We start from the raw sequence: 23,590 nt of genomic DNA on the forward strand, positions 1-23,590 counted from the left end.
CTATAAGTACTTAACTGGATTTGTATTTTCTTCTGATAAAATGAATGCAAAATTAAGGATTTTTTTTCGAAGATAATCAACAATATAGTTTTTTGTATAGCGTTCGCTCTCAAAATGACCAATATCGGCTAAAAGTAATCGATTTTCGGCTTCATAAAACTGGTGATATTTTAAATCGGCAGTCAAAAAAGCATCGGCTCCAGCCTGAATTGCATTTTTTATGGCAAAACTTCCAGAACCTCCCAAAACCGCAACTTTCTTTATTTTTTTTCCTCTAAAGGCTGAATGTCGAATTCCGTCTGCAATCATTTTATCTTTTACAAAATGAAGAAATTCTTTCTCGTCCATTTCATTTTCAAACTCACCAATCATTCCTAAACCAATATTTTGATGGGAATTTTCAAGATTATAAATCTCATAAGCTACTTCTTCATAAATATGATTGGCAAAAAGTGTTTTTAAAATTCGGGATTGTAAATGCTTTTCAAATGTAACTTCGATTTTTATTTCTTCAGTTTCTGTTAATTCATGACGTTCTCCAATTACAGGATTGCTTTCAGAATTTCCTTTGTAGGTTCCAATTCCGTTGGAATTAAAACTGCAATTCTCATAATTGCCAATTGTTCCAGCGCCAGCATCAAACAGAGCCTGGCGAACTTTTTGAGCATTTTCAGGAACTGTGTAAGTGACTAATTTTTGAATGAACTTCTGTTTCGGAATCAAAACTTTGGTATTTGTTAAACCCAAAGCATCGCAGAATATTTTATTTACTCCAGCCGAATGATTGTCTAAAGCAGTATGAACGGCATAGATGGCAATGTCGTTTTTAATGGCTTTTAGAATGGCACGTTCCACATAATTTTTGCCAGTGATTTTTTTTATTCCCGAGAATAAAATCGGGTGAAAACAAACGACCAGATTGCAGTTTTTCGAAATAGCTTCGTCAATTACATTTTCTAAAGCGTCATGACAAACTAAAACTCCGGTACTCTCTGTTTCAGAATTTCCAACTAAAAGGCCGATGTTGTCAAAATCTTCGGCATAAGCCAGAGGTGCCATTTCTTCGAGGACAGATATAATATTTTTGATTTTCATTTTTTACTTTTAGTTTCAAGTTTCAGGTTTTATTTGTTTCAAGTTTCATGCTGTTAAGAAAACTTGAAACTTGAAACCTGAAACAAATTCGTAAAACAAATTAACGAAAAAAATTATACTTTCGTAAAATGAATCTACTCCGAAAAATACTTTTCCCGTTCGCTATTTTGTACGGATTTATTACTTCAATCAGAAATTTTCTTTTTGATAAAGGAATTCTGAAATCGACTTCATTTGATATTCCTGTTATTGCGGTTGGAAATTTAAGCGTTGGCGGAACCGGGAAAACGCCTCAAATCGAATATTTAATCCGATTACTTTCTGATCATTATAAAATTGCAACTTTAAGCCGTGGATATAAACGAAAATCTGAAGGTTTTGTTTTGGCTGATGCAAATTCTAACGCTGAAATTTTAGGAGATGAACCTTTTCAATTCTATCAAAAATTCCCCAATATTCAGGTTGCAGTTGATGCAAACCGAACAAATGGAATTACACAATTGCTTTCGCAGAAAAACAAACCAGAGGTAATTTTGCTTGATGACGCGTACCAGCACCGAAAAGTAAAAGCAGGTTTTTATATTTTATTGACTTCTTATGATGATTTGTATGCGGATGATTTTATGCTTCCGACAGGAAATTTGCGTGAAAGCAGAAGTGGAGCAAATCGAGCAAAGATTGTAATTGTAACAAAATGCCCGAGTGAATTGTCAGATGAAAAACAAGCTGAAATTCGATTAAAATTAAATTTAAGCTGTTCGCAGCAAAGCTTTTTTACTTTTATAGATTACGACGATGAAATTTATAGTAAAGAAGGAAAAATAGCAGTCAATCAGATTAGATCTGAATCGAAATTGCTTTTGGCCGGAATTGCAAAACCAAAACCTTTTTTCGATTATCTTAAAAATGAAAATGATGAATGTTTGACTTTTCCTGATCATCATCATTTTTCTGACGCAGATTTAGAATCAATTCAGAATAAAGCAAATGGCAAAAAAATCATTACAACCGAAAAAGATTATGTTCGTTTAAAAGATTCTAAACTGGTTTCGCAATTGTATTATCTTCCAATAAAAAGTACTTTTATCAATCATCAACAAAATTTTGATGCGACGGTTTTAGAATATGTAAAAATAAGCTCAGGGTCTTAGCAACTTAGAATCTCAGAACCTTAATTAGTCAAAAAACTTCGCGATTGTGCTGTAAAACTCATCAGGAACAAACGGTTTTGTAATTACATCGTTCATTCCAAAAGATAACAGCATGTCTCTGTTTTCGTCAAGCGAAATAGCAGTTAAGGCAATAATAGGTGTAGTTTTGTCAAATTCTCGAATCAGTTTTGTGGCTGTTGTTCCGTTGATGCCAGGCAAATGCACATCCATCAAAACCATATCAAAACGATTTACTTTCAAAAGTTCTACAGCTTCTTCACCATTGTCGATAATCTGACACTGAATTGCTTTGTTTTCGAGCATTTTTCGAGTAATCATCTGATTGATTTTATTGTCTTCAATTAATAAAATCGATTTGTGCTCTAATTGCTTGTCGCTGTAAAGTTTTATCGTTTCTTCAACCACTTCTAAAGGCTCTTTGTTGATACTGAAATTCAATTTAAAGGTAAAAGTTGATCCTTTGCCAACTTCACTTTTAAGTTTTATTTCGCCGCCCAGAAGTTCAATTAATTTTTTTACAATAGTCAGTCCTAATCCTGTACCGCCATATTTACGGTTTACTTCGATAGAACCTTGTGAAAAACTTTCAAAAACCGTCTGCAGTTTGTCTTCAGGAATACCAATTCCGGTATCAACAATCTCAAAATAAACGGTTGCATTTTCTTCTTCAATTGCATATAATTTTGCAATCACATTGACATGACCGTTTTGAGTAAATTTTAAAGCATTGTTGATTAAGTTGAGTATGATTTGAGATAATTTTGTTGGATCTCCAATTAAATTATCTGGAATTGTTTCATCAATTTCAAGATTGAAATAGTTTTTATTAGCAGTAGCCAATTCTTTTAACGAACTCTGAATATTGAATAAAAGCTCTTTTAAATTGAAACTGATATACTCAACTTCAACTTTTGTAGAGTCAATTTTATTAATTTCCAGAATTTCATTAATAAAGGTTGTCAGATAGTTTCCTGAAAACTTAAGTGATTCTAAATATTTCAGCTGATTTTTTTTCGGATTATCTTCTAAAAGCAAATGTGTAATTCCGTTTATGGCATTCAGCGGTGTCCGGAGTTCGTGGCTCACTGTCGATAAAAATTCAGATCTGGCTTTTGATGCTTTTTCGGCTTTGTTTTTGGCGAGAATAAGTTCCTTGTTTTTTTCTCTTAAAAGTAAATTATTCTGATTTCGAATAATATTGTTTTTGTATAAAGCCAAGCTCAAAAGAGATAAAATCGAAATTAAGGCAATTGCCAAAATACTGACCAATTTTGAATAACGATACGTTTTTAATTGAATTTTTTGATCGCTTTCGCGTTTAAGTGTATTATTGATCGACTGCGTTTTTTTGAATTTCTCAAATTCGTTGAGATCCAGTTTCGCATTTTTAAGTTTTAAAATATAATTCTCGATCTGATAATGTTCGTCGAGATAAGAATAGGCAAGGTCGAAGTTTCTGTTTTTTTTGTAGTACTGACTGATAGCGAGAATAATCTTCGATTTTTGAAACAAGTCATTGTTTTTGGCGCTATAATCCAATGCGTTGTCAAAATAAACTAAAGCAGAATCATTTCGTTTCAATGTTGTTTCAATCAATCCAAGCTGATAATAAGAATCGGCTTTGGTTTTAATGATTTTTGGATTATCAGGTTTCTTTATTATTTTTTGAAAAGTTTTAGCGGCAAGCGGTAAGTTTTTACCAGTTTTAAGCGCGGTTGCTTTTTGATAATTCAAAACTTCAGCGTGATCAACAAGTTTTAGCTCTTTTAATAGACTGTCGGCTTTTTTATAATAAATATTACCGATTTCAAAGTTTCCTTGTGCTGTATTGGTGGCGCCGATATAATGTAAAGCCAATATTTTGGTACAAGTTGGTTTTACTTTATCAAATAAAGAAACGCTTTTATGAAAGTTTTTTAATGCCGCATCAAATTTTTGCTGGTTGTAGTAAATTTTTCCCAGTTTGAAAGTCTGATTGGCTAGATTTTCACTTTTGTTGTTAGTCTGGCAAAAATCAATAGATTTTTTTGTGTAAAAAACGGCCTGATTATACTTTTTCTTATTAAGATTTGAGTTGACTAGTTTATTATAATAGGAAACACTATCTGTATTCTTTTTAGATTGAGAATACAAAAATGAATTTAAAAAACAAACAAGAATAAGAATGCGGTATTTCATGTATGGCAATGCTTTTACAATGAATTCTATTTTTTTCTTATCAGTAAAATCAAATCTATTAATCTTGACGAATAACCAATTTCGTTGTCGTACCAGCCCACTACTTTTACCATTTTATCAATGACTGAAGTAAGTTGCGCGTCAAATAAGCACGAATGCGTATTGCCAATTATATCAACAGAAACGATAGGATCTTCTGTGTAATCTAGTATTCCTTTTAAATTTGTTTTTGAGGCTAGTTCAAATGCGTTATTAATTTCTTCAATAGTAACAGCACGTTTTACATTAAATGTAATATCTGTTAATGAACCATCGGGAACTGGAACACGAATGCCACATCCTCCGATTTTTTGATGCAATTTAGGAAAAATTTTTGTTAATGCCTTAGCTGCACCTGTAGTTGTTGGAACAATTGACTGACTTGCGCCTCTCGCCCTGCGTAAATCCTTATGTGGCTGGTCGTGAAGACTTTGGTCAGTTGTATATGAATGTATTGTTGTAATGTAAGCTTGTTCAATACCACACAATTCGTCAATGATTTTAATCATTGGTGCAGCATTGTTTGTTGTACAGCTTGCGTTTGAAACGATTGTTTCGTTTCCGTCTAAAATATTTTCATTAACACCTAAAACTACTGTTTTAATTGTGTCAACTTCTGATGGAGCTGAAAGAATCACCTTTTTTGCCCCGGCTTCTAGATGCGCATTTAATTCTTCGTGCGTTTTATATTTTCCAGTCGATTCAACTACAAAATCAATATTATGGCTTTTCCAGTCTAAATTAGAAATGCTTTTTTCATGAAAAAATACAAACGGTTTTCCATCAACAATAATTGATTCTTCATTATGGCTTACGGCATAAGGCAAAACACCATGAATGCTGTCGTATTTTATTAAATGTGCCATTGTTTTGTTGTCAGCAATATCGTTGATAGCAACAACTTCAATTTCGGGATGGTTTAAAAGCAAGCGGAATAAATTTCTTCCAATTCTTCCAAAACCATTTATAGCAATTCTTGTTTTCAATTTTTAGTTGATTTGTTTAATCGTTTATTCGTTTAATCGGTTTGACAATTAAACGATTAAACGGCTAAACTTTTTTATAAAATATGTTTTTGTGCTTTGTATGAAGAACGAACTAACGGCCCGCTTTCGACATGACGAAAACCTAATTCAAGTCCAAATTTTTCGTATTTCTCAAATTGTTCGGGAGTAATAAATTCCTTTACAGGCAAATGTTTTTTACTTGGCTGTAAGTATTGACCAATAGTTACAACGTCAACATTTGCATTGCGTAAGTCCGTCATAGTTTGAAAAACTTCTTCTTCAGTTTCGCCAAGACCCAGCATAATGCCAGATTTAGTTCTGTTGATTCCTTTTTCTTTTAAATAACGCAAAACTTCAAGACTGCGGTCATATTTTGCCTGAATACGCACTTCACGAGTTAAACGGCGAACCGTTTCAACATTATGAGAAACTACTTCAGGATTTGCTTCAACAATTCTGTCAATATTTCTTTCGATTCCCTGAAAATCCGGAATTAAAGTTTCTAAGGTAGTATTTGGGTTCATTCGGCGGATTGCTTTTACAGTTTCTATCCAGATGATAGAACCGCCATCTTTTAAATCATCTCTGTCAACACTTGTAATTACAGCGTGTTTGATGTTCATGATTTTAATAGAACGTGCTACTTTTTCAGGTTCATCCCAGTCTACCGTTTCAGGTCTTCCGGTTTTTACACCGCAAAAGCCGCACGAACGAGTACATACATTTCCAAGAATCATAAAAGTAGCTGTTCCTTCACCCCAGCATTCACCCATATTTGGGCAACTTCCAGAAGTGCAAATCGTGTTTAAGCTGTATTTATCAACTAAACCTCGAAGTTCAGTATATTTTTGTCCAATAGGAAGTTTAACCTTTAACCATTTCGGTTTTCCTGCTGGTATATTTTCAATGACTGTTTCCATATATCAAAATTCAAAACACAAAGATAAGCAATGTAGTTTATTTAGGGATTTGTTTACGGGTTAATTTGATGCATTGATGTTTTATGAAGGGTGAAGCTGTTTTTGAGTATAATTTGCATTAAATGTTAAAAATGAAGTTTTTCTGAATCGCATTTGTAAAAATATTTCTGTTTTTGTTTCTCTGTGCCTGTAAGTCCTATAATTATGATATCTAATTGACTTTTAATCCTTTAATTTTTATACCTTTATTTGTTATAAAATAGCGTTTTTCAAAATAAAAATAGAAATATAATGTAGTACATTTGTTGTTAAATTGTAATAGATTAAAAACATGAAAAAGAAATTAATAGTTTTAGGAGTTTTGTTTGCCACATTGGGGTTAACTAAAATGAATGCGCAAATTAGTTTAGGTGATAAAGCGATGGGAGCGCTGCAAAAAGGTGTTACTAGTTTTACCTTAACTAATGCAGATGCTGTAGCTTTGTCTAAAGAAGCTGTTCGTAAATTAGATTCTACGAATGAAGTTGCAGGACCAAATGATGGTTATACTTTAAGATTAAACCGAGTTTTTGGAAAATATACTTCAGGTGAAGGATATACGCTGAATTATAAAGTTTATAAATTGAAAGAAGTAAATGCATTTGCAACAGCTGACGGAAGCGTTCGTGTATATTCTGGTTTAATGGATATCATGGATGATAATGAATTGCTTGCAGTTATTGGTCACGAAATTGGTCACGTTGCCAATAATGATACAAGAGATGCTATGCGCGCTGCTTACCAAAAAGAAGCTTTAATCGATGGAGCATCTTCACAATCTGTAAAAATCAGTGCTGTCACTGACAGTCAGCTAGGAAAAATTGGAAGCGCAATGATTGACAGTAAACATAGCCGTAAACAAGAAGCTGAGGCCGATTTGTTTTCGTATAATTTTCTAAAGAAAAACGGATATAATGTCAATGCTGAAGAATCTGCTTTTAGAATTTTGGCAAAAATGAGCGAAGGAAATGAAGCTTCTTTTCTTGATAAAATGATGAGCTCGCATCCTGATTCTGCCAAAAGAGCTGACGATGCAAAAAAGAGAGCTGAAAGCGATGGTCTATACAAACCATACGTACAGCAGAAAATTGTAAATACTGCTCCAGTTGTAAAAGCTACTACAACAAAAAAAGCAACAACAACTAAGAAAACAACGGTTAAGAAGAAATAATAATCTATAAAAAAACGGCAAATTTTGAATTTGCCGTTTTTTTTATTTTAAAGATTATCCTAAAACGTGATGTGCTAAAACTTTTTGAACATCATACACATTTACAGATTTATTGAATTGCTTTACAATACTTGGCTGTAATTCACTTGAAACCCAAATTTTTAATTCGGCATCCAAATCAAAAGTACCTGCAGTTTCTACGCTGAAGCGGGTAATGCTTTTATAAGCGATTGATTTGTATTCCGTTTTGCTTCCTGTAATTCCTTGTACGTCAACCAGGATTAATCTTTTATTTGTGAAAATAAAAGTATCACGAATTAATTTGAAACCCATTTCAATTTCTTCATTATCAGTTAAAAGCTGACCGTATTTTTTTAATAGATCATCTTGGCTGACAGTACCTGCGTTGCCCATTAGTGCAGAAAATATTCCCATTTTTTAGTTTTTAATTTTAATAAAATTGTTTTGCTTTTTAAGGAGATGTAAAGGTAACGGATTTTGTTAAATTTTATAATTGCTGTTTGATTTAATTAAAAAAGGAGTGATAATTAATGAAAGTAAAAAGGATGAAATTATAGAAACAATTATATTTCCGTAAGTTTTTAAATTAAAAGAAATGGAAAATTTCAGTATAAGAACAACTGTTGAAACAATAATGATGATAAGCCAGTATTTTAAATTTTCTTGAGATTTATAAGAATGCTTTTTTGGAAGTTTCAAAAATGCTGTTATTATGACAATTGTACCAACTAAAGTGCTTAGATGTTGTGTTGCTTTCCAAAAAGATACTTTATTTCCAAAAACAATAAAAGTGTTTTTCAACTCTGGAATGTGATTTACAAAATAGCCATGTTCATGAGTAAAAGCATCCCAAAAAAGATGAGAAGCAATGCCAATGATTGTAGATAATAAAACAATAAATAGATTGTTGCTAAAATAATTCGTCCAATTAAATTCTGTAAAAACAATTGTTCTTGATTTCAAATAATTTGGAAGATTGAAAAATAATTCATTTCGAATCAAATTATGAAATACAAAAGTCAGCAGAATTGCAAGTGGCAAATCAAACCAAAATATTCCGGCAACTGTATGGCTGTAATTGCTCTGGACTTTCATTCTAATAAAATACTCAAAATCTGGAGTTAAACTTCCGATGATTAATCCTGTGCAGGAAAACCATTTTTTAGGGAAATATTTTAGCGGTAAAATTATTGCAGGATGAGCAAATGTAAATGGCATTTTGTTTTTAGTTTGTGTAAAATAGATTTAAAGATAAAGATATTTTAATAACTGAAAATCAAAAAAAAAGCAGAACCTAGGTTCTGCTTTTTCAGTTTTTCGATTATTATTTTATTCGGGTTGTGTTTTAATTGTGATAGGAAGATTATATGCTGTTCTTACAGGTTTTCCGTTTAAGATACCTGGAGTCCATTTTGTTTTCAATGATTTTAATACTCTAATAGCTTCTTTACCCATTCCATAGCCAGGATCTTTTTGTACCATAATGTCAGTTATTGAGCCATCTCTTTCAATTACAAAAGAAACATATACTTTAAGAGTCATTTCAGTATCCAATTCTGGTCTTTTAAAATTATTTCCAACATAGCTGTAAAATTTGTCCATTCCTCCAGGAAATCCAGGCATTTTGTCTAATGCGGTAGGAGGAAGAGGGTCATTAATTACTGGCGGTTCACTAATTGCTTCACCTCCAGTATTGCCACTTCCTGGTATTGCATTTGTTATTGTTCCATCCCCAGGTGTAGCATTGTCTACAACAGGAGTGTTTTCAGTATTAGTTGCAATTTCCTGAACAGCTTCTTCTGTACGAGACACCACAGGATTTGTTAATTGTGCAGAAGTAATTGGTTCAGTAACTGCAGGTTTTTGTACCGGTGGAGCAACAGTTTCTTCTGTTTTTGGTTTTACCAATGGATCTACATTCACAATAACTATTGGATCTGGAAGAGTAGTGATAGGCCCAGCAGCTTCATGTGTTCTAAACTTATTAATCAGCATCGATACACTTCCTAAGGCGGCGATTAACAACAATGCAATAAATAAGGCATTGATTGTTGTTCTAGAATTTTCTTGGCGTAATTGATACGCCCCGTACTCTTTGTTTTTGTTTTCGAAAACAAGGTTTATCCACTTGCTTTCATAGATGCTTGATTTAGACATGATTTTTGGATTTTAAGGTTAAGTAACTTTAAATCATACGCGATTAGGATTTGGTTTTAGCAAACAACGTGGAAGTTGTTGTTTTATTATGTTAGAAATTAAGTTTTTTAAGAAAAAATATGATTATATTTTATTCTTTACCTAAAGATAATGAATTATCTGTTACGTTCAATGATTTCTGCTAATAATTTTTTAGCACGCAGTAATTTTACTTTTACATTGCTTAAAGGCTCATCAATCTTAAGAGCAATTTCCTGATATGTCATTTCCTGAAAATAACGCAACTGAATAACTTCCTGATAATGGGGTTTCAGTTCTTTGATGCATAAAAGCAAACGGGATAAATTTTGCTCTTTAATTAAAGCATCTTCTGCAGAGGGAGTAGGGTCGGCGATATTGTATGCCTGTTGATCTTCACTGTCTGTGATTTCGATAAAAAGACTGGTTTTCTTTTTTCGGAGCAAATCAATATAGACATTTTTTGCTATACTGATTAACCAAGTATTGAATTTGAATTCGGAGTTGTAAGTGGCAATTTTGTCGAAAGCTTTTGAGAAAGTTTCGATGGTAATATCTTCGGCAATTGTTTCATTTTCTGTGCGTTTCAGCATAAAGCCGTACACTTCATTCCAGTAAAAATCTAATAAAAAAGTAAAGGCGATCTGATCGCCTTTTTTTGCTTTTTCTATTTTAGAATTTATTTCCAATGTACCGGTTTTGAAAAGATATTAGTTATAAAGATATTAATTTGTGTTAATATAAGCACTATCTCTACAACTGGAAACCAAATTTTCAGGTCTTTTTCTTTTAATTTTCCAGCCGAAAATCCCATTACAGTCCATGCAACAGTATAGCGTGTTGCTAAAATTGCCAGTACCGCAATCCATTGAAATTGGAACGCCAATAAAACAATAAACGATATAAAGAAAAATAATTGCGAGGTGTAAAACATCCCTAATTGCATTTTGTCAAAAAACTTATAATGTTCTGCTGTAGAAACATGTCTTCTTTTTTGAGTGAACCATTCCTTATAAGATTCCTTTGGTTTTGAATAAGTAAAACTTTCTGGATTATATGCAATTGTAGTATTTGATTTGGTTGCTGCTTGATTTACAAATAAATCATCATCGCCAGAACGCACCTGAATATGGTCAATGAAGCCGTTTACATTAAAAAACTCTTCTTTTTTGTAAGCCAAATTTCGTCCAACGCCCATATAGGGAACTCCAATTTTTGCCCACGCAAAATATTGAACTGCAGTTAAAATAGTTTCAAAACGAATGATTTTATTTAACAGCGAACGGTCAATTTTTTCATAACCTCCATAACCCAAAATGATAGTTTTGTTCATGGTAAATTGTGATGTCATTGAGGTAATCCAGTTTTTAGAAGCCGGATAACAGTCAGCGTCTGTAAATAACAGGTAATCTTTTTTAGAAGCTTTGATTCCTAAAGTTAAAGCGTATTTTTTATTTCCCCAGAAAGCTTCGTTATTTTGAACTTTTACTAAACGAATGTTAGAATATTGTTTTTCAAATTCTTCAAAAACTTCTAAAGTTTCGTCACTTGAAGCGTCATCAATCAAAACAATTTCAAAATCAGGATAATCTTGTTCTGCTAAAAGCGGTATAAATTTCTTTACATTTTCTTCTTCATTTTTAGCGCAGACAATTACCGAAACTGGGAGTTTTTTTGGCGTAATTTCTTGTTGTTTAGCAAAGGCAAACTTTCCAAATACACCTAAGTAATAAAAAAGTTGTACAACAACGATAGCAATAAAAAAGTAAAATAAAATTGTAAGCATCTGATTTTAATATCTTTTAATTTCTGAATCTTGCGAGTGCAAATGTACTTATGAATTCCTAATTTTCAATGTCTAAAACCAATTTACTTTCGGCATTTTGACATTTCTTTTGCAACAGCAATAGCCTGAGGGTTTTCGGTCTTTTCTAATTCCGAAATTATGTTTTTATAATTAAAATCATCACGATTTTGAGACATTTTTTTAGTTGCTTGAATTTCACTGATTTCAATCTCAAAACCAAAGATTCCTCTCGCTTCACGCATTGTTTTTTCTGACAAATCTTCAACACGAACAGGATTTTTTGAGTTTGCTTCGTATTTGTCAACTAATTTTTTTAATTGCTCAACAGAAGTTTCGTAATCTACAATCTTAATTTTTCCATAAACATGTACGGCTATATAATTCCATGTTGGTACATTTTCGTGGTCGTACCAAGAAGAAGAAATATAACTGTGCGGACCTGTGAAAACAGCTAAAACTTCATCATTTTCTGTAAAACCTTCTGCCTGCGGATTCAGTTTTGAAATATGTCCCTGCAAAATTTCTTTTCCATCGGTATTAATTTCAAGTTCTATCGGAATATGTGTTGCACATAATTTTCCGTTAGTCTGATTGATCAGAATTCCAAAACTGTTTTCTTTTAGAAAAGTTCTGATTGATTCTGGATCTTCGTTTTTGTATAAGTTTGGAGTGTACATCTTGATTGTTTTTTTGCCACGAATTACACGAATTAGCACAAATTTAAATTAGTGAAAATTCGTGTAATTCGTGGCAGAATATTTTAGATTACATTTACTTCTGCTTCAATATGAATTCCGAATTTTTCAAAAACAGTTTTTTGAACTTCTTTTGAAACGGCTAAAATTTCCTGTCCGGTTGCGTTTCCGTAATTGACTAAAACTAAAGCTTGATTTTTGTGAACTCCGGCGTCGCCAAAACGTTTTCCTTTAAAACCAGCCTGCTCAATCAGCCATCCTGCCGGAACTTTTACTTCGGTTGCAGAAACTTCGTAAAACTTCATTTCAGGGAATTTCTGATGAATTTTTTCAAAATCAGATTTTAATAAAATCGGATTTTTAAAGAAACTGCCGCTGTTTCCTAATTCTTTGGGATCTGGCAATTTGCTTTGTCTGATTGCAATTACAGCATTGCTGACATCTTTTAATTTTGGTTCAGAAATATTGTTTTTAGCCAATTCAGCCAAAATATCGCCGTAAGATGTATTGATTTTATGATTGTGTTTTGTCAATTTATAAATCACCGAAGTAATAATAAATTGATCTTTAACTTCATGTTTAAAGATGCTTTCTCTGTATCCAAAATTACATTCGGCATTTGTAAACGTTTTTAATTCTTGAGTTTCAATATTTATTGCTTCGCAAGAAACAAAAGTGTCTTTAATTTCGGTTCCGTAAGCGCCAATATTTTGAACAGGAGTTGTGCCGACATTTCCAGGAATCAGTGACATATTTTCTAATCCGCCAAAATTGTTTTCGATGGTCCAAAGAACGAAATCGTGCCAAGTTTCGCCGGCTTGACTTTCAACCCAGACAAAATCATCATCTTCTTTGATTATTTCTTTACCTTTCAAATCAATATGAATCACCAAAGCGTCAATATCTTTGGTTAAAAGCATATTGCTTCCGCCGCCAAGAATGAATTTTTTCTCATTTTTGTTTTCTTCTAAAATGGTTTTCAATTCGGCTACAGAATGCACGGCAACAAATTGTTTTGCTTTGGCTTCAATGCCAAAAGTATTGTAGTTTTTTAAAGAAAAATTGGATTGGATTTCCATATATAAAAGGCTTTTTAATCTGAGTTCAAAAGTATGAATTATAATTTTTGATTTAACCGCAAAGACGCAAAGTTTTGCGCAAAGTTCACAAGGCTTTTAATTAAATTTAAAGTTTTACTTACGATACGCTCAGTTGAATTTTTGTTTTTTGTATGTTTGAGTGAATATATTAGGTATAATTATGTCGAAATCAATTCTGAGCTATAAGGTTATAAGTTTTTTGATAGTTACTATGTTTGTTTCTATTGGTTCTTATGCTCAAATAAATATAGTTGGAATTTGGAGTACTAAGGAAATAATTGGCCTTAATAATGTTCTTGAATATTCTTTAAAAGAGCAAAAGACTCGAGATTTCGGTCGATATTTGACATTCAGAGATGATGGTACTTTTTTAAGTGATGAATATGGAGAATGCTTAAGTGGTTGTTCTGTTTTTACTTCTGGAAATTATAAAATAATTGACAGTTATCATATAAACATCAATGTTCAAAAAGTTCATTACAGTGGCGTAACTTGTGGTATGATGAAAGTGGATGAATCAGAGGTTATTAAAGATTTAGGCATTTTTTATATTTATAAGGAAGAAGGTTCAATTCGATTGATTTCGAGTAACGGCATTTTGCAAGATGATAAAGATAAAATGCTTTATACTCAATTGCTTGATTCCTTTGATAAGCAGTGGAAGTCTTATAATTATGTTTGGAGAAATACAGATAGCAATCAGCCGGAAGAAATTGTGAAAGATTGTGAAGACAAAAGAATATCGGTTGATTTATCTCAATATAAAATAGTTTTTTCTAAAACGGAAGATTATGGAAATGTCTTTCTTCTTAGACGAAATGAAGATTTTCATTACGTAGTTTATAATGCTTTTAATAAAAAGGTTTCTTTGGCTTATTTGAAAAAGAAAAGTTAATTAAAATTATTATTTAGGTAGTTTTCTTTGACAGAATCTGATAATAGAAATCCTATTGTAAAACCGCTAATAAGACCTCCAATATGAGCTGCATTGTCAATGCCAGGGATCAAAAGTCCCATTATTAAATTGATTCCAACATATCCCAAAATCATATTTAGATATACTTTGTTGGTATCATTTGGAAAAACTTTGAAAACTAATAATGCTAGAAAAAGCCCAAAAAGCCCAAAAATTGCACCAGATGCTCCGATACTGACAGTTGCTTCATTCCACCAAATGCTTGCTATGCTGGCAATTATTCCTGTTCCTAAGTAAGTTAAAAGGTATTTTGTTTTTCCGATATATTTTTCCAACAAGATTCCAATAAACCAAAGCCCAATCATGTTGTTGAACAAATGAATTAAACCGCCATGTAAAAATAGCGATGTAAGTAATCTCCATCCTTGTCCATTCGTGACTAAAGGTCTGTAATTTGCACCCCATTCTAGCAAATATTTCCCTTTAAAAGAAAAAAATCCAAAGCCGGAAAATACCATGATAATAAAAATAATAAGATTTATGTTTATCAAAATTGGCGTAATGTAAAATCCTTCTTTGGGAATTAAAAATCCGAAAGACTCTTTTAAATTTGAAATTTTAGAAATTCCTTCGATTTTCGATTTTCGATATTTTGCTGGCTGAAGTTTGGTAAACATCAAAATTAGAAGCCAAACTAAAAGTCCTCCTCCTAAAGTTCCAAAAAACCAAGCCATTTTTTTTCCGTTTCTATTCTCAAAAGGATCGTTATGAGCTTCTAATAAAATTGGTTTGTTGAAATCATATTGCGTGTTTTCTTCAATTGCATCATTAAAATTATCGTGATCATCTGTGTTTCCGACGAGTTCTAAATAAGTAAATTGATTGAAATCAGTGTGTTTGAATTCTTGTTCAGTTGTTTGGGCAAATTCTTTAAACTTGATCTGTTTTTCAGTGTTAGAAAAATGATTGCTTATTTGTGATGTGTACTTTTTGCCCAACCAATATTTGCATTCATATTTAGAAGTGTCTCTGCTCTTTTCTAAAATTGGCATTGCAACATAGATAAGCATATCGAAATGCTCGTTGTTTTTTCCAGATACTTCACTGGTATTTAGAACTCCTATGTTCTCCTTGTCAATATAAAACTTTTGTAGTGTATAATATTTTGTTTTTTCATGCTTTTGAATTTCCGCGATCGTTTTAATTGTAGTTAATTTTCCTGTTGAAGTAACTAAATATTCTTGTGCAATCATGGTGGGAATAGCAATTATTACAACAGCAAAAAATTGAACTCCAAAGGATTTATTGTCGTCTTTGAATTTTAAATGTTTTAATCTTGGGCGCAAAAAAAAGTAAATGGGTATATATGGTAATCCAAATGGAAGCCAAAATTTTAAGAACATTTCCTTAATAGAAAACAAATCTAACTCAATAAATAAAAGCCAATGCAAAAAGGTATAACCAATAATAAAACTAATTGTAATGACTAAAAAAGGAATATAAATTAATTTGAATTTTTCAGCAAGATCTTTCATTGGGGATAAAAAAGGTTGGTTGTTTTTTGATTGGTTTTTCTGCGAATTTAATTGAAAAATTAATTTAACAACTCATGATACTTTTCCGCAATAACCTTCATATTAATATCATAATTTGCATTTTCTTCAACAAATTTTCTATTTCGGATAACAGCTTCGTTTCGAGATTCAGAATTTTCAAAAGACCAAATCAATTCTTCGGCCAGCATTTCTATATTGTCAATTTCAATTAATTGTCCGTTGTCGCGATGGTTGATCCAACTTTGATTTCCTGGAATATCTGAAACTACAGGATAACAATTGCAAGCCATAGCTTCAAATAAAGAGGCCGAAACACCTTCGGTAATAGGCATGCTGATATAAATATTTGATTGCTGTAATAATTTAGGAAGTTCTGTATTAGGGATTCTTCCGGTAAAAATTACTTTGTTATCGATTTGAAGTTCTTTGGCTAAATCTTTTAAAAATTGCAATCGAGTTCCGTCGCCAACAATCGTCAGTGAGAAATCAATTCCTTTTTGATTTAAGATTCCGAAAGCTTTCAATATAGAATCATGGCGATATTCTGGTTGTAAAGAACGCGTTACAATCGCTTCAATTTTAGTTGAAGTATTGATTGAAGGTGTAAAAAGCGATAAATCAATTCCTTTAGGAAGCACTAAAACTTTATTCATATCAACTCCAGTTGCTTTCATATGAATTCCCATTACTGGACCCCAAGCGTGAATTAAATGCGCTTTTTTGAAAGCATATTTTTGAATGAATTTTTTAAATGGATATAAAACCGAAGTTTCTGGCCATAAATCAGTTCGACCTTGCTGGGCAATCGCGATGGTTTTTGAGCCTGATAAAGCCGCTAGAAATCCGTAACTTGTGGTTCTTTCGGCGATAACCATATCTGGTTTTTCTCTTCGGATTATTTTCCGAATAGAAATAGGAGCGAAGAAATATTCTAAAATACGTTTGAATCTTTGATTATTCGAGGTTTGAAGTTCCCAAGTGATAATTTCAAAATCGCCAAATTCTTTAAGGCCTTTCATCCAAGTTATGGCGTCTGCGCGGTAAGATTCTCCAAGAAAAAGTATTTTTCTTTTCATTTAGTAAATGAGTTTTTTGTCGCCACGAATTTCACAAATTTCCACTAATTAAATCGTGCTAATTCGTGAAATTCGTGGCAGTTTATCTTTTTCTAAAATTCTTCAGTCTCTAAAGCGCGATTTATGAATTCGTTTAAAGGTTTTAGAGCAATTAATTTTTTGCTCATTTTCGAAACGAAATCTTTCTGCGTTACTTCAGAAATATCATATTTTTGAGTTGCAGTAAAGCTTTTCAGTTTTAAAAATTCAATTGCCGGATGGTCTTTTTCGTAACCGCGCGGCATGCTTTTAAGCGAATTGTTTTCGTTGATATCAAGGCTCCCAAATTCTTTTTTGAAATCTTTATTGTTTAAAATTTCTTCTAAATCATCATGGAAAAATGCAATTTCTTTTCGAACTTTCTTTAAATCTTCTGATTCGGGAGAATAAAATCCGCCGGCAATAAAACTGGCTCCTTTTTCAATATGAATATAATAACCGGCGCGGTTCAAGCCTTTTGTTCCGCCAGACATCCAAACGCCCAAATGTGCTTTGTAAGGCGATTTGTCTTTAGAAAAACGAATGTCACGGTTGATTCTGAACGTGCAGTTTTTAACTTCTAATAATTCTAACGAAGGATCGAGCGGTTTCATAACATCTAGAAAATCGCTTACCAATTGATGGTAATCTTTTTTGAAGATTTCGTATCGTTTTTTATTGTCCTGAAACCAGTCTCGGTTATTGTTTTTCTTTAAATCGTCTAAAAATTGCAATGATTCTTTGGTCAGCATAATCGGTTTTTTATTGCAGTTAATGTTTGGGCTAATTTAATGATTTAGTTCGCCACGAATTTCACGAATTAACACTAATTTTTGAATTGCTTAATTGTTAAGTTTTGACAAAGTTTTGAACTTTGTCAAAACTTTAATTTGTGAAAATTCGTGAAATTCGTGGCGAAAAAAAATCACAAATTAAATATCTTATAACTCTGATGTGTTGATTTTATAATCGCTTCCGTTCGTTCAGGATGCGTATCCGTAATAAAAAGCTGGCCGAAAGTTTCGGTATTTACCATTTCAACAATTTTGGCAACTCGGGTTTCGTCGAGTTTGTCAAAAATATCATCAAATAGCAAAATAGGTTTTACACCGCTTTTTTTCTTCAAAAACTCAAATTGAGCCAATTTTAAAGCAATCAAAAATGATTTTTGCTGTCCTTGTGATCCGAATTTCTTTATTGGATGCGAATCAATTTCAAAAGACAAATCGTCTTTGTGAGTTCCAGAAGTTGTATAATGCAGTGCCCTGTCTTTATTTATATTTTCCTGAAGAAGTGATAATAAATCTTTTTCGAATAACTGGCTTTCGTAAACCAATTGCACTTTTTCCTCAGATCCCGTTATCGCATGATGATGTATATTAAATATAGGTATAAACTGTTCCAGAAAATCTTTTCGTTTTTCAAAAATCGATTTTCCAAATTCATTCAGCTGCTCATTATATATAGATAAGGTGTCGTTGTCAAAAGTATGATTGAGCGCAAAATATTTTAAAAGTGCATTTCGCTGTACAATTACTTTTTGATACTGGATTAACTGATGCAGATAAGTCGAATCTAACTGCGAAATAACGCTGTCCATAAATTTACGTCGTGTTTCGCTTCCTTCAACAATTAAATCACGGTCGGCTGGCGAAATGATGACAAGCGGAATAAACCCAATATGATCTGAAAATTTATCATAGGCTTTCCCGTTTCTTTTTAAAACTTTCTTTTGCCCTTTTTTTAAACTGCAGACAATTTGTTCTGTTCTTTCGTCTTTTTCTATTTCGGCATCAATGACAAAAAACTCTTCACCGTGTTTTATGTTTTGAACTGCAAGCGGGTTGAAATAGCTTTTTCCATAAGCCAAATGATAAATAGCATCTAATACATTGGTTTTACCAATTCCATTTTTCCCAACAAAACAGTTGATTTTGATGTCGAAATCAAAACTGGCTTCAGAGAAATTTTTATAATTGAATAAAGAAATTTTGTTTAAATGCATTTTAAGAGGTTCTAGCAAGAAAAATTACTGTTTTGAAACCAGTAAAATTAAGGCTGTAAAATTATCTAATTTTATCGATATATGGGGCTTTTGCTATGTTTCAAGTTGATTTATTTTACCGCTTCCGCGAAAAGACAAGCTTAGGAGAAAATTATTTTTTTTAAAATAGTGATAAAATTGATTTTTTTTGCCTCAGTTTCAAGAAAAATTTTATTTTTGCCGTTCACTAAATTATTATTAAATGGCAACTTACAATAAAAGAGGATATAAGACACCAAAAGAGAAGGAAGTAAAAGAAGTTAATGAGGAACAACAGGTAATTATTGATGAAAAAGACAGCACAACAGCTGGTGTTTTTTCAAAATTAGATGAAACTGCTTCAAAAACTGAGGATTGGGTGGCTAAAAATCAAAAAATCATTATTGGTTTAGTTGCAGGTATTGCAGTGGCTACTATTGGTTATTTGGCTTACCAAAAATTTATTGAAACTCCTAAACAGGACGAAGCTGCAAACGAAATGTTTGTTGCACAACAAAATTTCCAAAAAGCAGTTGATGGTGTTGCAAGTGATTCATTATACAAATTAGCTTTAAATGGTTCTGAAGGTAAATTCGGATTTATTAAAATTGCTGACGAATATTCTGGAACAGATGCTGGTAACTTAGCAAACTACTATGCTGGTATGGCCTATTTGAATACAGGTAAATTTGATGACGCTATCAAATATCTTGGTGAATTTAAATCTGAGGATGCAATTTTAAGTGCTTTAGCAAAAGGTGCAATTGGAGATGCTTATTCTCAAAAAAACAATCAAAAAGAAGCTTTAAGCTATTATGTAAAAGCGGCTGAATCAAACAAAAATGATTTCACAACGCCTCGTTTCTTATTAAAAGCGGCTAAAACTGCTTTAGCTTTAGGTCAAAAAGAAGATGCTTTAAAGTATTTAAACGATATTAAAGATAACTTCGATGCAACTCCAGAAGCAGCTTCTGTTGATGTATTGATTGGATTGGCACAATAATTTAATTTCTAGAGTTCAGATTTTAGATTTTAGATTCGTATTTTAGCAATCTGAAATCTATATTCAAAAATCTAAAATTTAAAGATGGCTACCGAAAATAAAAATTTATCAGAATACGATAAAAACACGATCCCAAATGCGAAAGACTTTCGATTTGGGATTGTTGTTTCTGAGTGGAACGACATTATAACTGAAGGACTTTATAATGGCGCTTTTGATGCATTAATTGACTGTGATGTTCCAGCACAGCAAATTATCCGTTGGAATGTTCCAGGAAGTTTTGAGCTTATTTATGGCGCAAAAAAAATGCTTCAGACACAAAATGTTGATGCTGTAATTGTAATTGGATGTGTAATTCAAGGAGAAACAAAGCATTTTGATTTTGTATGTGAAGGTGTAACGCAGGGAATTAAAGATTTGAATGTTCAAACTGATATTCCAGTTATTTTTTGTGTTTTAACAGATAACAACATGCAGCAGTCAATTGACAGAAGCGGCGGTGCTCACGGAAACAAAGGAACTGAAGCGGCGATTGCAGCAATAAAAATGGCATACATTCGTCAGCAGGCTTCAATGTCGCATCCTTTTAATCAACCATTATTATCTTCAGGTGCGCTTCAAATCGAGGATAAGCCTAGAAAAATCGAAAACGAATAAAACACAATTGTTTTAAAAATACTAAAACCTATACTGTGTAAAATAGTATAGGTTTTTTGTTTTTTTTATGACAGCAGATGTTAAGAATCACAATCAAAATTCATTAAATTTGTAGACCTCGTTTTTTTAAAATCAGAGCGAACTAACAATATCAATTTAAGATTTTTAAATAAAATCAAAGACAAACCTTAAACCCAAATTTTCTTAATGTCGAGTATAATTCAATTGCTTCCCGATCACGTTGCTAACCAGATTGCTGCTGGAGAAGTGGTTCAAAGACCAGCTTCTGTGGTAAAAGAGTTGTTAGAAAATGCTGTTGATGCAAAAGCAACGGATATCAAATTGATTATTAAAGATGCTGGAAAATCGTTAGTTCAGGTTATTGATAACGGAGTTGGAATGACAGTTACTGATGCGCGTTTGTGTTTTGCGCGTCATGCTACTTCAAAAATTCGTCAGGCTGAAGATTTGTTTTCGCTTGACACAAAAGGTTTTCGTGGTGAAGCGCTGGCATCTATTGCTGCGATTGCACATATGGAAATGAAAACGAAACAAGATCAGGACGAACTTGGAACGCATATTGTAATTGAAGGAAGTAAATTTGTTTCGCAGGAAGTAGCCGTTTTGCCAAAAGGAACTTCTTTTGCTGTTAAAAACCTTTTCTTTAATATTCCGGCGCGACGTAATTTCTTAAAGTCAGATACGGTTGAGTTTCGTCATGTTATGGATGAATTTCAGCGTGTTGCTTTAGCACATCCAAATATTCATTTTAGTTTTTATCATAACGGAAGCGAATTGTATAATCTTCCGGCTGCTGGATATCGCCAGAGAATTGTGGGGATTATGTCTGGCAAGACTAATGAAAAATTAGTTCCAGTAAACGAAGACACCGAGATTATAAATATTCAAGGATTTGTCTGCAAACCAGAGTTTGCCAAAAAAAGCAGGGGAGAGCAGTTCTTTTTTGTAAATGACCGTTTCATAAAAAGTGGTTATTTGCATCATGCTGTTATGGCAGCTTATGATGGACTTTTGAAAGATGGTTCGCAGCCAAGTTATTTCTTGTATTTGCAAGTGCCGCCCAATACTATTGATATAAATATTCATCCAACTAAAACAGAAATTAAGTTTGATGATGAACAAGCGCTTTATGCAATTTTAAGAGCATCAATCAAACATAGTTTGGGGCAGTTTAATGTGGCTCCGGTTTTAGATTTTGATCGTGATTCAAATTTAGATACACCTTATCATTATAAAGATTTAGAAGCTGAAACACCGACGATTCAGGTTGATGGGACTTTTAATCCATTTACGGATGATAAAACGAATCAGCATTATACGAAATCAGGTTCTGGATCAAGTTCAGGCAGTTATAGTTCAGGATCTTCATCTTCATCTTTTTCTGGATCTTCGTATTCAGGTTATTCAAAAAGAGTAGAACCAACAACAAGCTGGGAAAGTTTGTATGTTGGCTTAGATTTAGAAAATCCGGAAACGATTGAAAGTTCGCCTTTTACTTTTGAAAATGAAGAAGTAACTTCGTCTCTATTTAACGACGATGATGTCGAACAGGCAAGTCAAAAAACGTATCAGATTCACAAAAAATATATTGTTTCTCCTATCAAATCGGGAATGATTATTGTCGATCAGCAAAGAGCCCATCAGCGTATTTTATATGAGCAGTTTTTGTTGAATATGACTGTTAATCAGGCTTCAAGCCAGCAATTGCTATTTCCGTTGGATTTGTTTTATTCGGCTGTCGAAATGAAATTGATAGAAGAATTAAAACCTTCACTGGAAACTACCGGATTTGTTTTTGAAGAAGCTAAAACAGATCATGTTGTAATTTCAGGAATTCCGGTAAATATTACCGAAAGTGAAGTTTCGATCGTAATAGATCAACTGTTGAGTGACTTGCAGGACGGAATTCCGGCGAGCAGTTACAGTCAGAATGATACCATTGCAAAGTCGATGGCTAAAAGTTTAGCGGTTAAAACAGGATCTTATTTAACCGAAAAAGAACAGGATAACTTAGTAAGCGGTTTGTTTGCTTGTAAAGATCCAAATATTTCACCTTTTCAAAAACCTACTTTCATCACCATGCGTGTTGAAGATATAGATAAAAAATTTGCGTTATGATGAATATTACTCCAGTTGTAAAACAGCTGCTTATAATTAATATTATCTTTTTTATTGGTTCTCAGTTAGTGCCAGTTTCATATGACTATTTGATCATGTACTTTCCTGAAAATCCAGATTTTAGAATTTGGCAGGTAATAACGCATATGTTTATGCATGCAAATCTCTTGCATATTGCATTCAATATGTTTGCGCTATATTCTTTTGGATCTATGCTTGAGCATTTTTGGGGAGGTAAAAAATTCTTATTTTTTTACATTTCATGTGGTTTAGGTGCTGCTTTGCTGAATTTTGCAGTGAACTATTATTCTTTTCAAGAAGGCCTAAATGTTTTAATTGCGAACGGATACTCCAAAACGTATGTATTGCAGCTTTTGAGTGAGAACCAGATAGCAGTTAAATGGAAAGAGATATTAACAGTTTCTCAATTTGATAATTTTACAACTGCTTACGGAAGCGCAGTTTTAGGTGCTTCTGGTGCTATTTATGGTTTGCTGACGGCTTTTGCATTTATGTTTCCGAACGCAGAATTGGCTCTTATGTTTATTCCAATTCCAATTAAGGCTAAATATTTTGTGCCAGGACTTTTATTGATTGATTTATTTTTAGGTTTAAAAGGAAGCTCGCTTTTTGGAAGCGGAGGAACTGGAATTGCACATTTTGCACATCTTGGCGGCGCAGTGGCTGGTTTCTTGATGATGTTATATTGGAAAAAAAATCAGTTTAATAACAATCGTTGGAATTAATTTTTAACTTTAATTTATTAACTTTAAAAAACGAAAA

Annotated in this window: 22 protein-coding genes; 7 read left to right on the top strand and 15 right to left on the bottom strand. The window is 32.6% G+C overall.

Translation table 11 applies throughout. The annotated features are described in order from the left end of the window. Positions 1–1,095, bottom strand: a complete 1,095-nt coding sequence (locus tag GKZ88_RS16450; RefSeq protein ID WP_155103443.1) for a Nif3-like dinuclear metal center hexameric protein — start codon at positions 1,093–1,095, stop codon at positions 1–3. A gap of 128 nt (positions 1,096–1,223) precedes the next feature. Between GKZ88_RS16450 and lpxK the strand changes: the two genes are divergently transcribed. Beyond that, complete coding sequence (gene lpxK / locus GKZ88_RS16455) at positions 1,224–2,246, top strand: tetraacyldisaccharide 4'-kinase (RefSeq protein ID WP_155103444.1); 1,023 nt, start codon at positions 1,224–1,226, stop codon at positions 2,244–2,246. A 24-nt stretch (positions 2,247–2,270) separates the two neighbouring features. Here lpxK and GKZ88_RS16460 read toward each other — a convergent pair whose 3' ends face one another. The 3 genes from GKZ88_RS16460 to lipA form a co-directional block, all read right to left on the bottom strand. Beyond that, a complete protein-coding gene (locus tag GKZ88_RS16460) occupies positions 2,271–4,445 on the bottom strand; it encodes an ATP-binding protein (RefSeq protein WP_155103445.1) in 2,175 nt (724 codons plus the stop codon). Positions 4,446–4,471: 26 nt separating this feature from the next. Then, entirely contained in the window at positions 4,472–5,470 is a 999-nt protein-coding gene (gene gap, locus GKZ88_RS16465; protein WP_155103446.1) for a type I glyceraldehyde-3-phosphate dehydrogenase, read from the bottom strand. Positions 5,471–5,544: 74 nt separating this feature from the next. After that, positions 5,545–6,411, bottom strand: coding sequence for a lipoyl synthase (gene lipA / locus GKZ88_RS16470; protein ID WP_155103447.1), 867 nt, complete (start codon positions 6,409–6,411; stop codon positions 5,545–5,547). A 331-nt stretch (positions 6,412–6,742) separates the two neighbouring features. Here lipA and GKZ88_RS16475 point away from each other — a divergent pair, with 331 nt between their 5' ends. Beyond that, positions 6,743–7,621 (top strand): M48 family metalloprotease, encoded by an 879-nt coding sequence (locus GKZ88_RS16475; protein WP_155103448.1) that lies wholly within the window; start codon positions 6,743–6,745, stop codon positions 7,619–7,621. Positions 7,622–7,675: 54 nt separating this feature from the next. On the opposite strand, the gene GKZ88_RS16480 is transcribed toward GKZ88_RS16475, so the two are convergent. The 7 genes from GKZ88_RS16480 to murB form a co-directional block, all read right to left on the bottom strand. Further along, positions 7,676–8,056 (bottom strand): PH domain-containing protein, encoded by a 381-nt coding sequence (locus GKZ88_RS16480; protein WP_155103449.1) that lies wholly within the window; start codon positions 8,054–8,056, stop codon positions 7,676–7,678. A 66-nt stretch (positions 8,057–8,122) separates the two neighbouring features. Beyond that, positions 8,123–8,860 (bottom strand): DUF4184 family protein, encoded by a 738-nt coding sequence (locus GKZ88_RS16485; protein WP_155103450.1) that lies wholly within the window; start codon positions 8,858–8,860, stop codon positions 8,123–8,125. A gap of 111 nt (positions 8,861–8,971) precedes the next feature. After that, complete coding sequence (locus GKZ88_RS16490; RefSeq protein WP_155103451.1) at positions 8,972–9,799, bottom strand: energy transducer TonB; 828 nt, start codon at positions 9,797–9,799, stop codon at positions 8,972–8,974. A gap of 155 nt (positions 9,800–9,954) precedes the next feature. After that, entirely contained in the window at positions 9,955–10,506 is a 552-nt protein-coding gene (locus GKZ88_RS16495; RefSeq protein ID WP_155103452.1) for a sigma-70 family RNA polymerase sigma factor, read from the bottom strand. Beyond that, positions 10,497–11,603 (bottom strand): glycosyltransferase, encoded by a 1,107-nt coding sequence (locus GKZ88_RS16500; RefSeq protein WP_155103453.1) that lies wholly within the window; start codon positions 11,601–11,603, stop codon positions 10,497–10,499. The genes GKZ88_RS16495 and GKZ88_RS16500 overlap by 10 nt, the downstream gene beginning before the upstream one ends. A gap of 83 nt (positions 11,604–11,686) precedes the next feature. Next, positions 11,687–12,301, bottom strand: coding sequence for an FMN-binding negative transcriptional regulator (locus tag GKZ88_RS16505; RefSeq protein WP_155103454.1), 615 nt, complete (start codon positions 12,299–12,301; stop codon positions 11,687–11,689). Between the two features lie 83 nt (positions 12,302–12,384). Continuing rightward, the gene (murB, locus tag GKZ88_RS16510) at positions 12,385–13,398 is read right to left on the bottom strand and encodes a UDP-N-acetylmuramate dehydrogenase (protein ID WP_155103455.1); all 1,014 of its coding nucleotides are present in this window, start codon (positions 13,396–13,398) and stop codon (positions 12,385–12,387) included. Positions 13,399–13,618: 220 nt separating this feature from the next. On the opposite strand from murB, the gene GKZ88_RS16515 reads away from it, so the two are divergent. Beyond that, complete coding sequence (locus tag GKZ88_RS16515) at positions 13,619–14,314, top strand: hypothetical protein (protein WP_196216489.1); 696 nt, start codon at positions 13,619–13,621, stop codon at positions 14,312–14,314. On the opposite strand, the gene GKZ88_RS16520 is transcribed toward GKZ88_RS16515, so the two are convergent. The 4 genes from GKZ88_RS16520 to GKZ88_RS16535 form a co-directional block, all read right to left on the bottom strand. Then, positions 14,311–15,870, bottom strand: coding sequence for a rhomboid family intramembrane serine protease (locus tag GKZ88_RS16520; protein ID WP_155103457.1), 1,560 nt, complete (start codon positions 15,868–15,870; stop codon positions 14,311–14,313). The two genes, GKZ88_RS16515 and GKZ88_RS16520, sit on opposite strands and share 4 nt — an antisense overlap. Before the next feature lie 59 nt (positions 15,871–15,929). Continuing rightward, a complete protein-coding gene (locus tag GKZ88_RS16525) occupies positions 15,930–16,967 on the bottom strand; it encodes a glycosyltransferase (protein WP_155103458.1) in 1,038 nt (345 codons plus the stop codon). 92 nt (positions 16,968–17,059) lie between these two features. Continuing rightward, positions 17,060–17,737, bottom strand: coding sequence for a DUF2461 domain-containing protein (locus GKZ88_RS16530; protein WP_155103459.1), 678 nt, complete (start codon positions 17,735–17,737; stop codon positions 17,060–17,062). 173 nt (positions 17,738–17,910) lie between these two features. After that, entirely contained in the window at positions 17,911–18,990 is a 1,080-nt protein-coding gene (locus tag GKZ88_RS16535) for a DNA replication/repair protein RecF (RefSeq protein ID WP_155103460.1), read from the bottom strand. 241 nt (positions 18,991–19,231) lie between these two features. On the opposite strand from GKZ88_RS16535, the gene GKZ88_RS16540 reads away from it, so the two are divergent. The 4 genes from GKZ88_RS16540 (at position 19,232) to GKZ88_RS16555 (ending at position 23,553) form a co-directional block, all read left to right on the top strand. Continuing rightward, positions 19,232–20,011, top strand: coding sequence for a hypothetical protein (locus tag GKZ88_RS16540; RefSeq protein WP_155103461.1), 780 nt, complete (start codon positions 19,232–19,234; stop codon positions 20,009–20,011). Positions 20,012–20,095: 84 nt separating this feature from the next. Then, the gene (gene ribH, locus GKZ88_RS16545; RefSeq protein ID WP_155103462.1) at positions 20,096–20,668 is read left to right on the top strand and encodes a 6,7-dimethyl-8-ribityllumazine synthase; all 573 of its coding nucleotides are present in this window, start codon (positions 20,096–20,098) and stop codon (positions 20,666–20,668) included. Between the two features lie 207 nt (positions 20,669–20,875). Beyond that, positions 20,876–22,807 carry a DNA mismatch repair endonuclease MutL gene (gene mutL, locus GKZ88_RS16550; RefSeq protein WP_155103463.1) on the top strand — a complete coding sequence of 644 codons (1,932 nt, stop codon included), beginning with the start codon at positions 20,876–20,878 and terminating at the stop codon, positions 22,805–22,807. Continuing rightward, positions 22,804–23,553 (top strand): rhomboid family intramembrane serine protease, encoded by a 750-nt coding sequence (locus tag GKZ88_RS16555; protein WP_155103464.1) that lies wholly within the window; start codon positions 22,804–22,806, stop codon positions 23,551–23,553. The genes mutL and GKZ88_RS16555 overlap by 4 nt, the downstream gene beginning before the upstream one ends. The last annotated feature ends 37 nt before the right edge of the window (positions 23,554–23,590 follow it).

This window comes from Flavobacterium sp. LC2016-01 (genome assembly GCF_009711135.1).
Taxonomy (GTDB): Bacteria; Bacteroidota; Bacteroidia; order Flavobacteriales; family Flavobacteriaceae; genus Flavobacterium.

What these genes read in the sequence shown, in the direction of transcription:
- GKZ88_RS16540 (WP_155103461.1), top strand. Translation starts at nt 19,232, where the DNA reads ATGGCAACTTACAATAAAAGAGGATATAAGACACCAAAAGAGAAGGAA.
- GKZ88_RS16500 (WP_155103453.1), bottom strand. Translation starts at nt 11,603, where the DNA reads ATGCTTACAATTTTATTTTACTTTTTTATTGCTATCGTTGTTGTACAA.
- GKZ88_RS16520 (WP_155103457.1), bottom strand. Translation starts at nt 15,870, where the DNA reads ATGAAAGATCTTGCTGAAAAATTCAAATTAATTTATATTCCTTTTTTA.
- GKZ88_RS16450 (WP_155103443.1), bottom strand. Translation starts at nt 1,095, where the DNA reads ATGAAAATCAAAAATATTATATCTGTCCTCGAAGAAATGGCACCTCTG.
- ribH (WP_155103462.1), top strand. Translation starts at nt 20,096, where the DNA reads ATGGCTACCGAAAATAAAAATTTATCAGAATACGATAAAAACACGATC.
- lipA (WP_155103447.1), bottom strand. Translation starts at nt 6,411, where the DNA reads ATGGAAACAGTCATTGAAAATATACCAGCAGGAAAACCGAAATGGTTA.
- lpxK (WP_155103444.1), top strand. Translation starts at nt 1,224, where the DNA reads ATGAATCTACTCCGAAAAATACTTTTCCCGTTCGCTATTTTGTACGGA.
- GKZ88_RS16530 (WP_155103459.1), bottom strand. Translation starts at nt 17,737, where the DNA reads ATGCTGACCAAAGAATCATTGCAATTTTTAGACGATTTAAAGAAAAAC.
- GKZ88_RS16460 (WP_155103445.1), bottom strand. Translation starts at nt 4,445, where the DNA reads ATGAAATACCGCATTCTTATTCTTGTTTGTTTTTTAAATTCATTTTTG.
- GKZ88_RS16475 (WP_155103448.1), top strand. Translation starts at nt 6,743, where the DNA reads ATGAAAAAGAAATTAATAGTTTTAGGAGTTTTGTTTGCCACATTGGGG.
- GKZ88_RS16480 (WP_155103449.1), bottom strand. Translation starts at nt 8,056, where the DNA reads ATGGGAATATTTTCTGCACTAATGGGCAACGCAGGTACTGTCAGCCAA.
- GKZ88_RS16490 (WP_155103451.1), bottom strand. Translation starts at nt 9,799, where the DNA reads ATGTCTAAATCAAGCATCTATGAAAGCAAGTGGATAAACCTTGTTTTC.
- GKZ88_RS16535 (WP_155103460.1), bottom strand. Translation starts at nt 18,990, where the DNA reads ATGCATTTAAACAAAATTTCTTTATTCAATTATAAAAATTTCTCTGAA.
- GKZ88_RS16555 (WP_155103464.1), top strand. Translation starts at nt 22,804, where the DNA reads ATGATGAATATTACTCCAGTTGTAAAACAGCTGCTTATAATTAATATT.
- GKZ88_RS16505 (WP_155103454.1), bottom strand. Translation starts at nt 12,301, where the DNA reads ATGTACACTCCAAACTTATACAAAAACGAAGATCCAGAATCAATCAGA.
- GKZ88_RS16485 (WP_155103450.1), bottom strand. Translation starts at nt 8,860, where the DNA reads ATGCCATTTACATTTGCTCATCCTGCAATAATTTTACCGCTAAAATAT.
- mutL (WP_155103463.1), top strand. Translation starts at nt 20,876, where the DNA reads ATGTCGAGTATAATTCAATTGCTTCCCGATCACGTTGCTAACCAGATT.
- GKZ88_RS16525 (WP_155103458.1), bottom strand. Translation starts at nt 16,967, where the DNA reads ATGAAAAGAAAAATACTTTTTCTTGGAGAATCTTACCGCGCAGACGCC.
- murB (WP_155103455.1), bottom strand. Translation starts at nt 13,398, where the DNA reads ATGGAAATCCAATCCAATTTTTCTTTAAAAAACTACAATACTTTTGGC.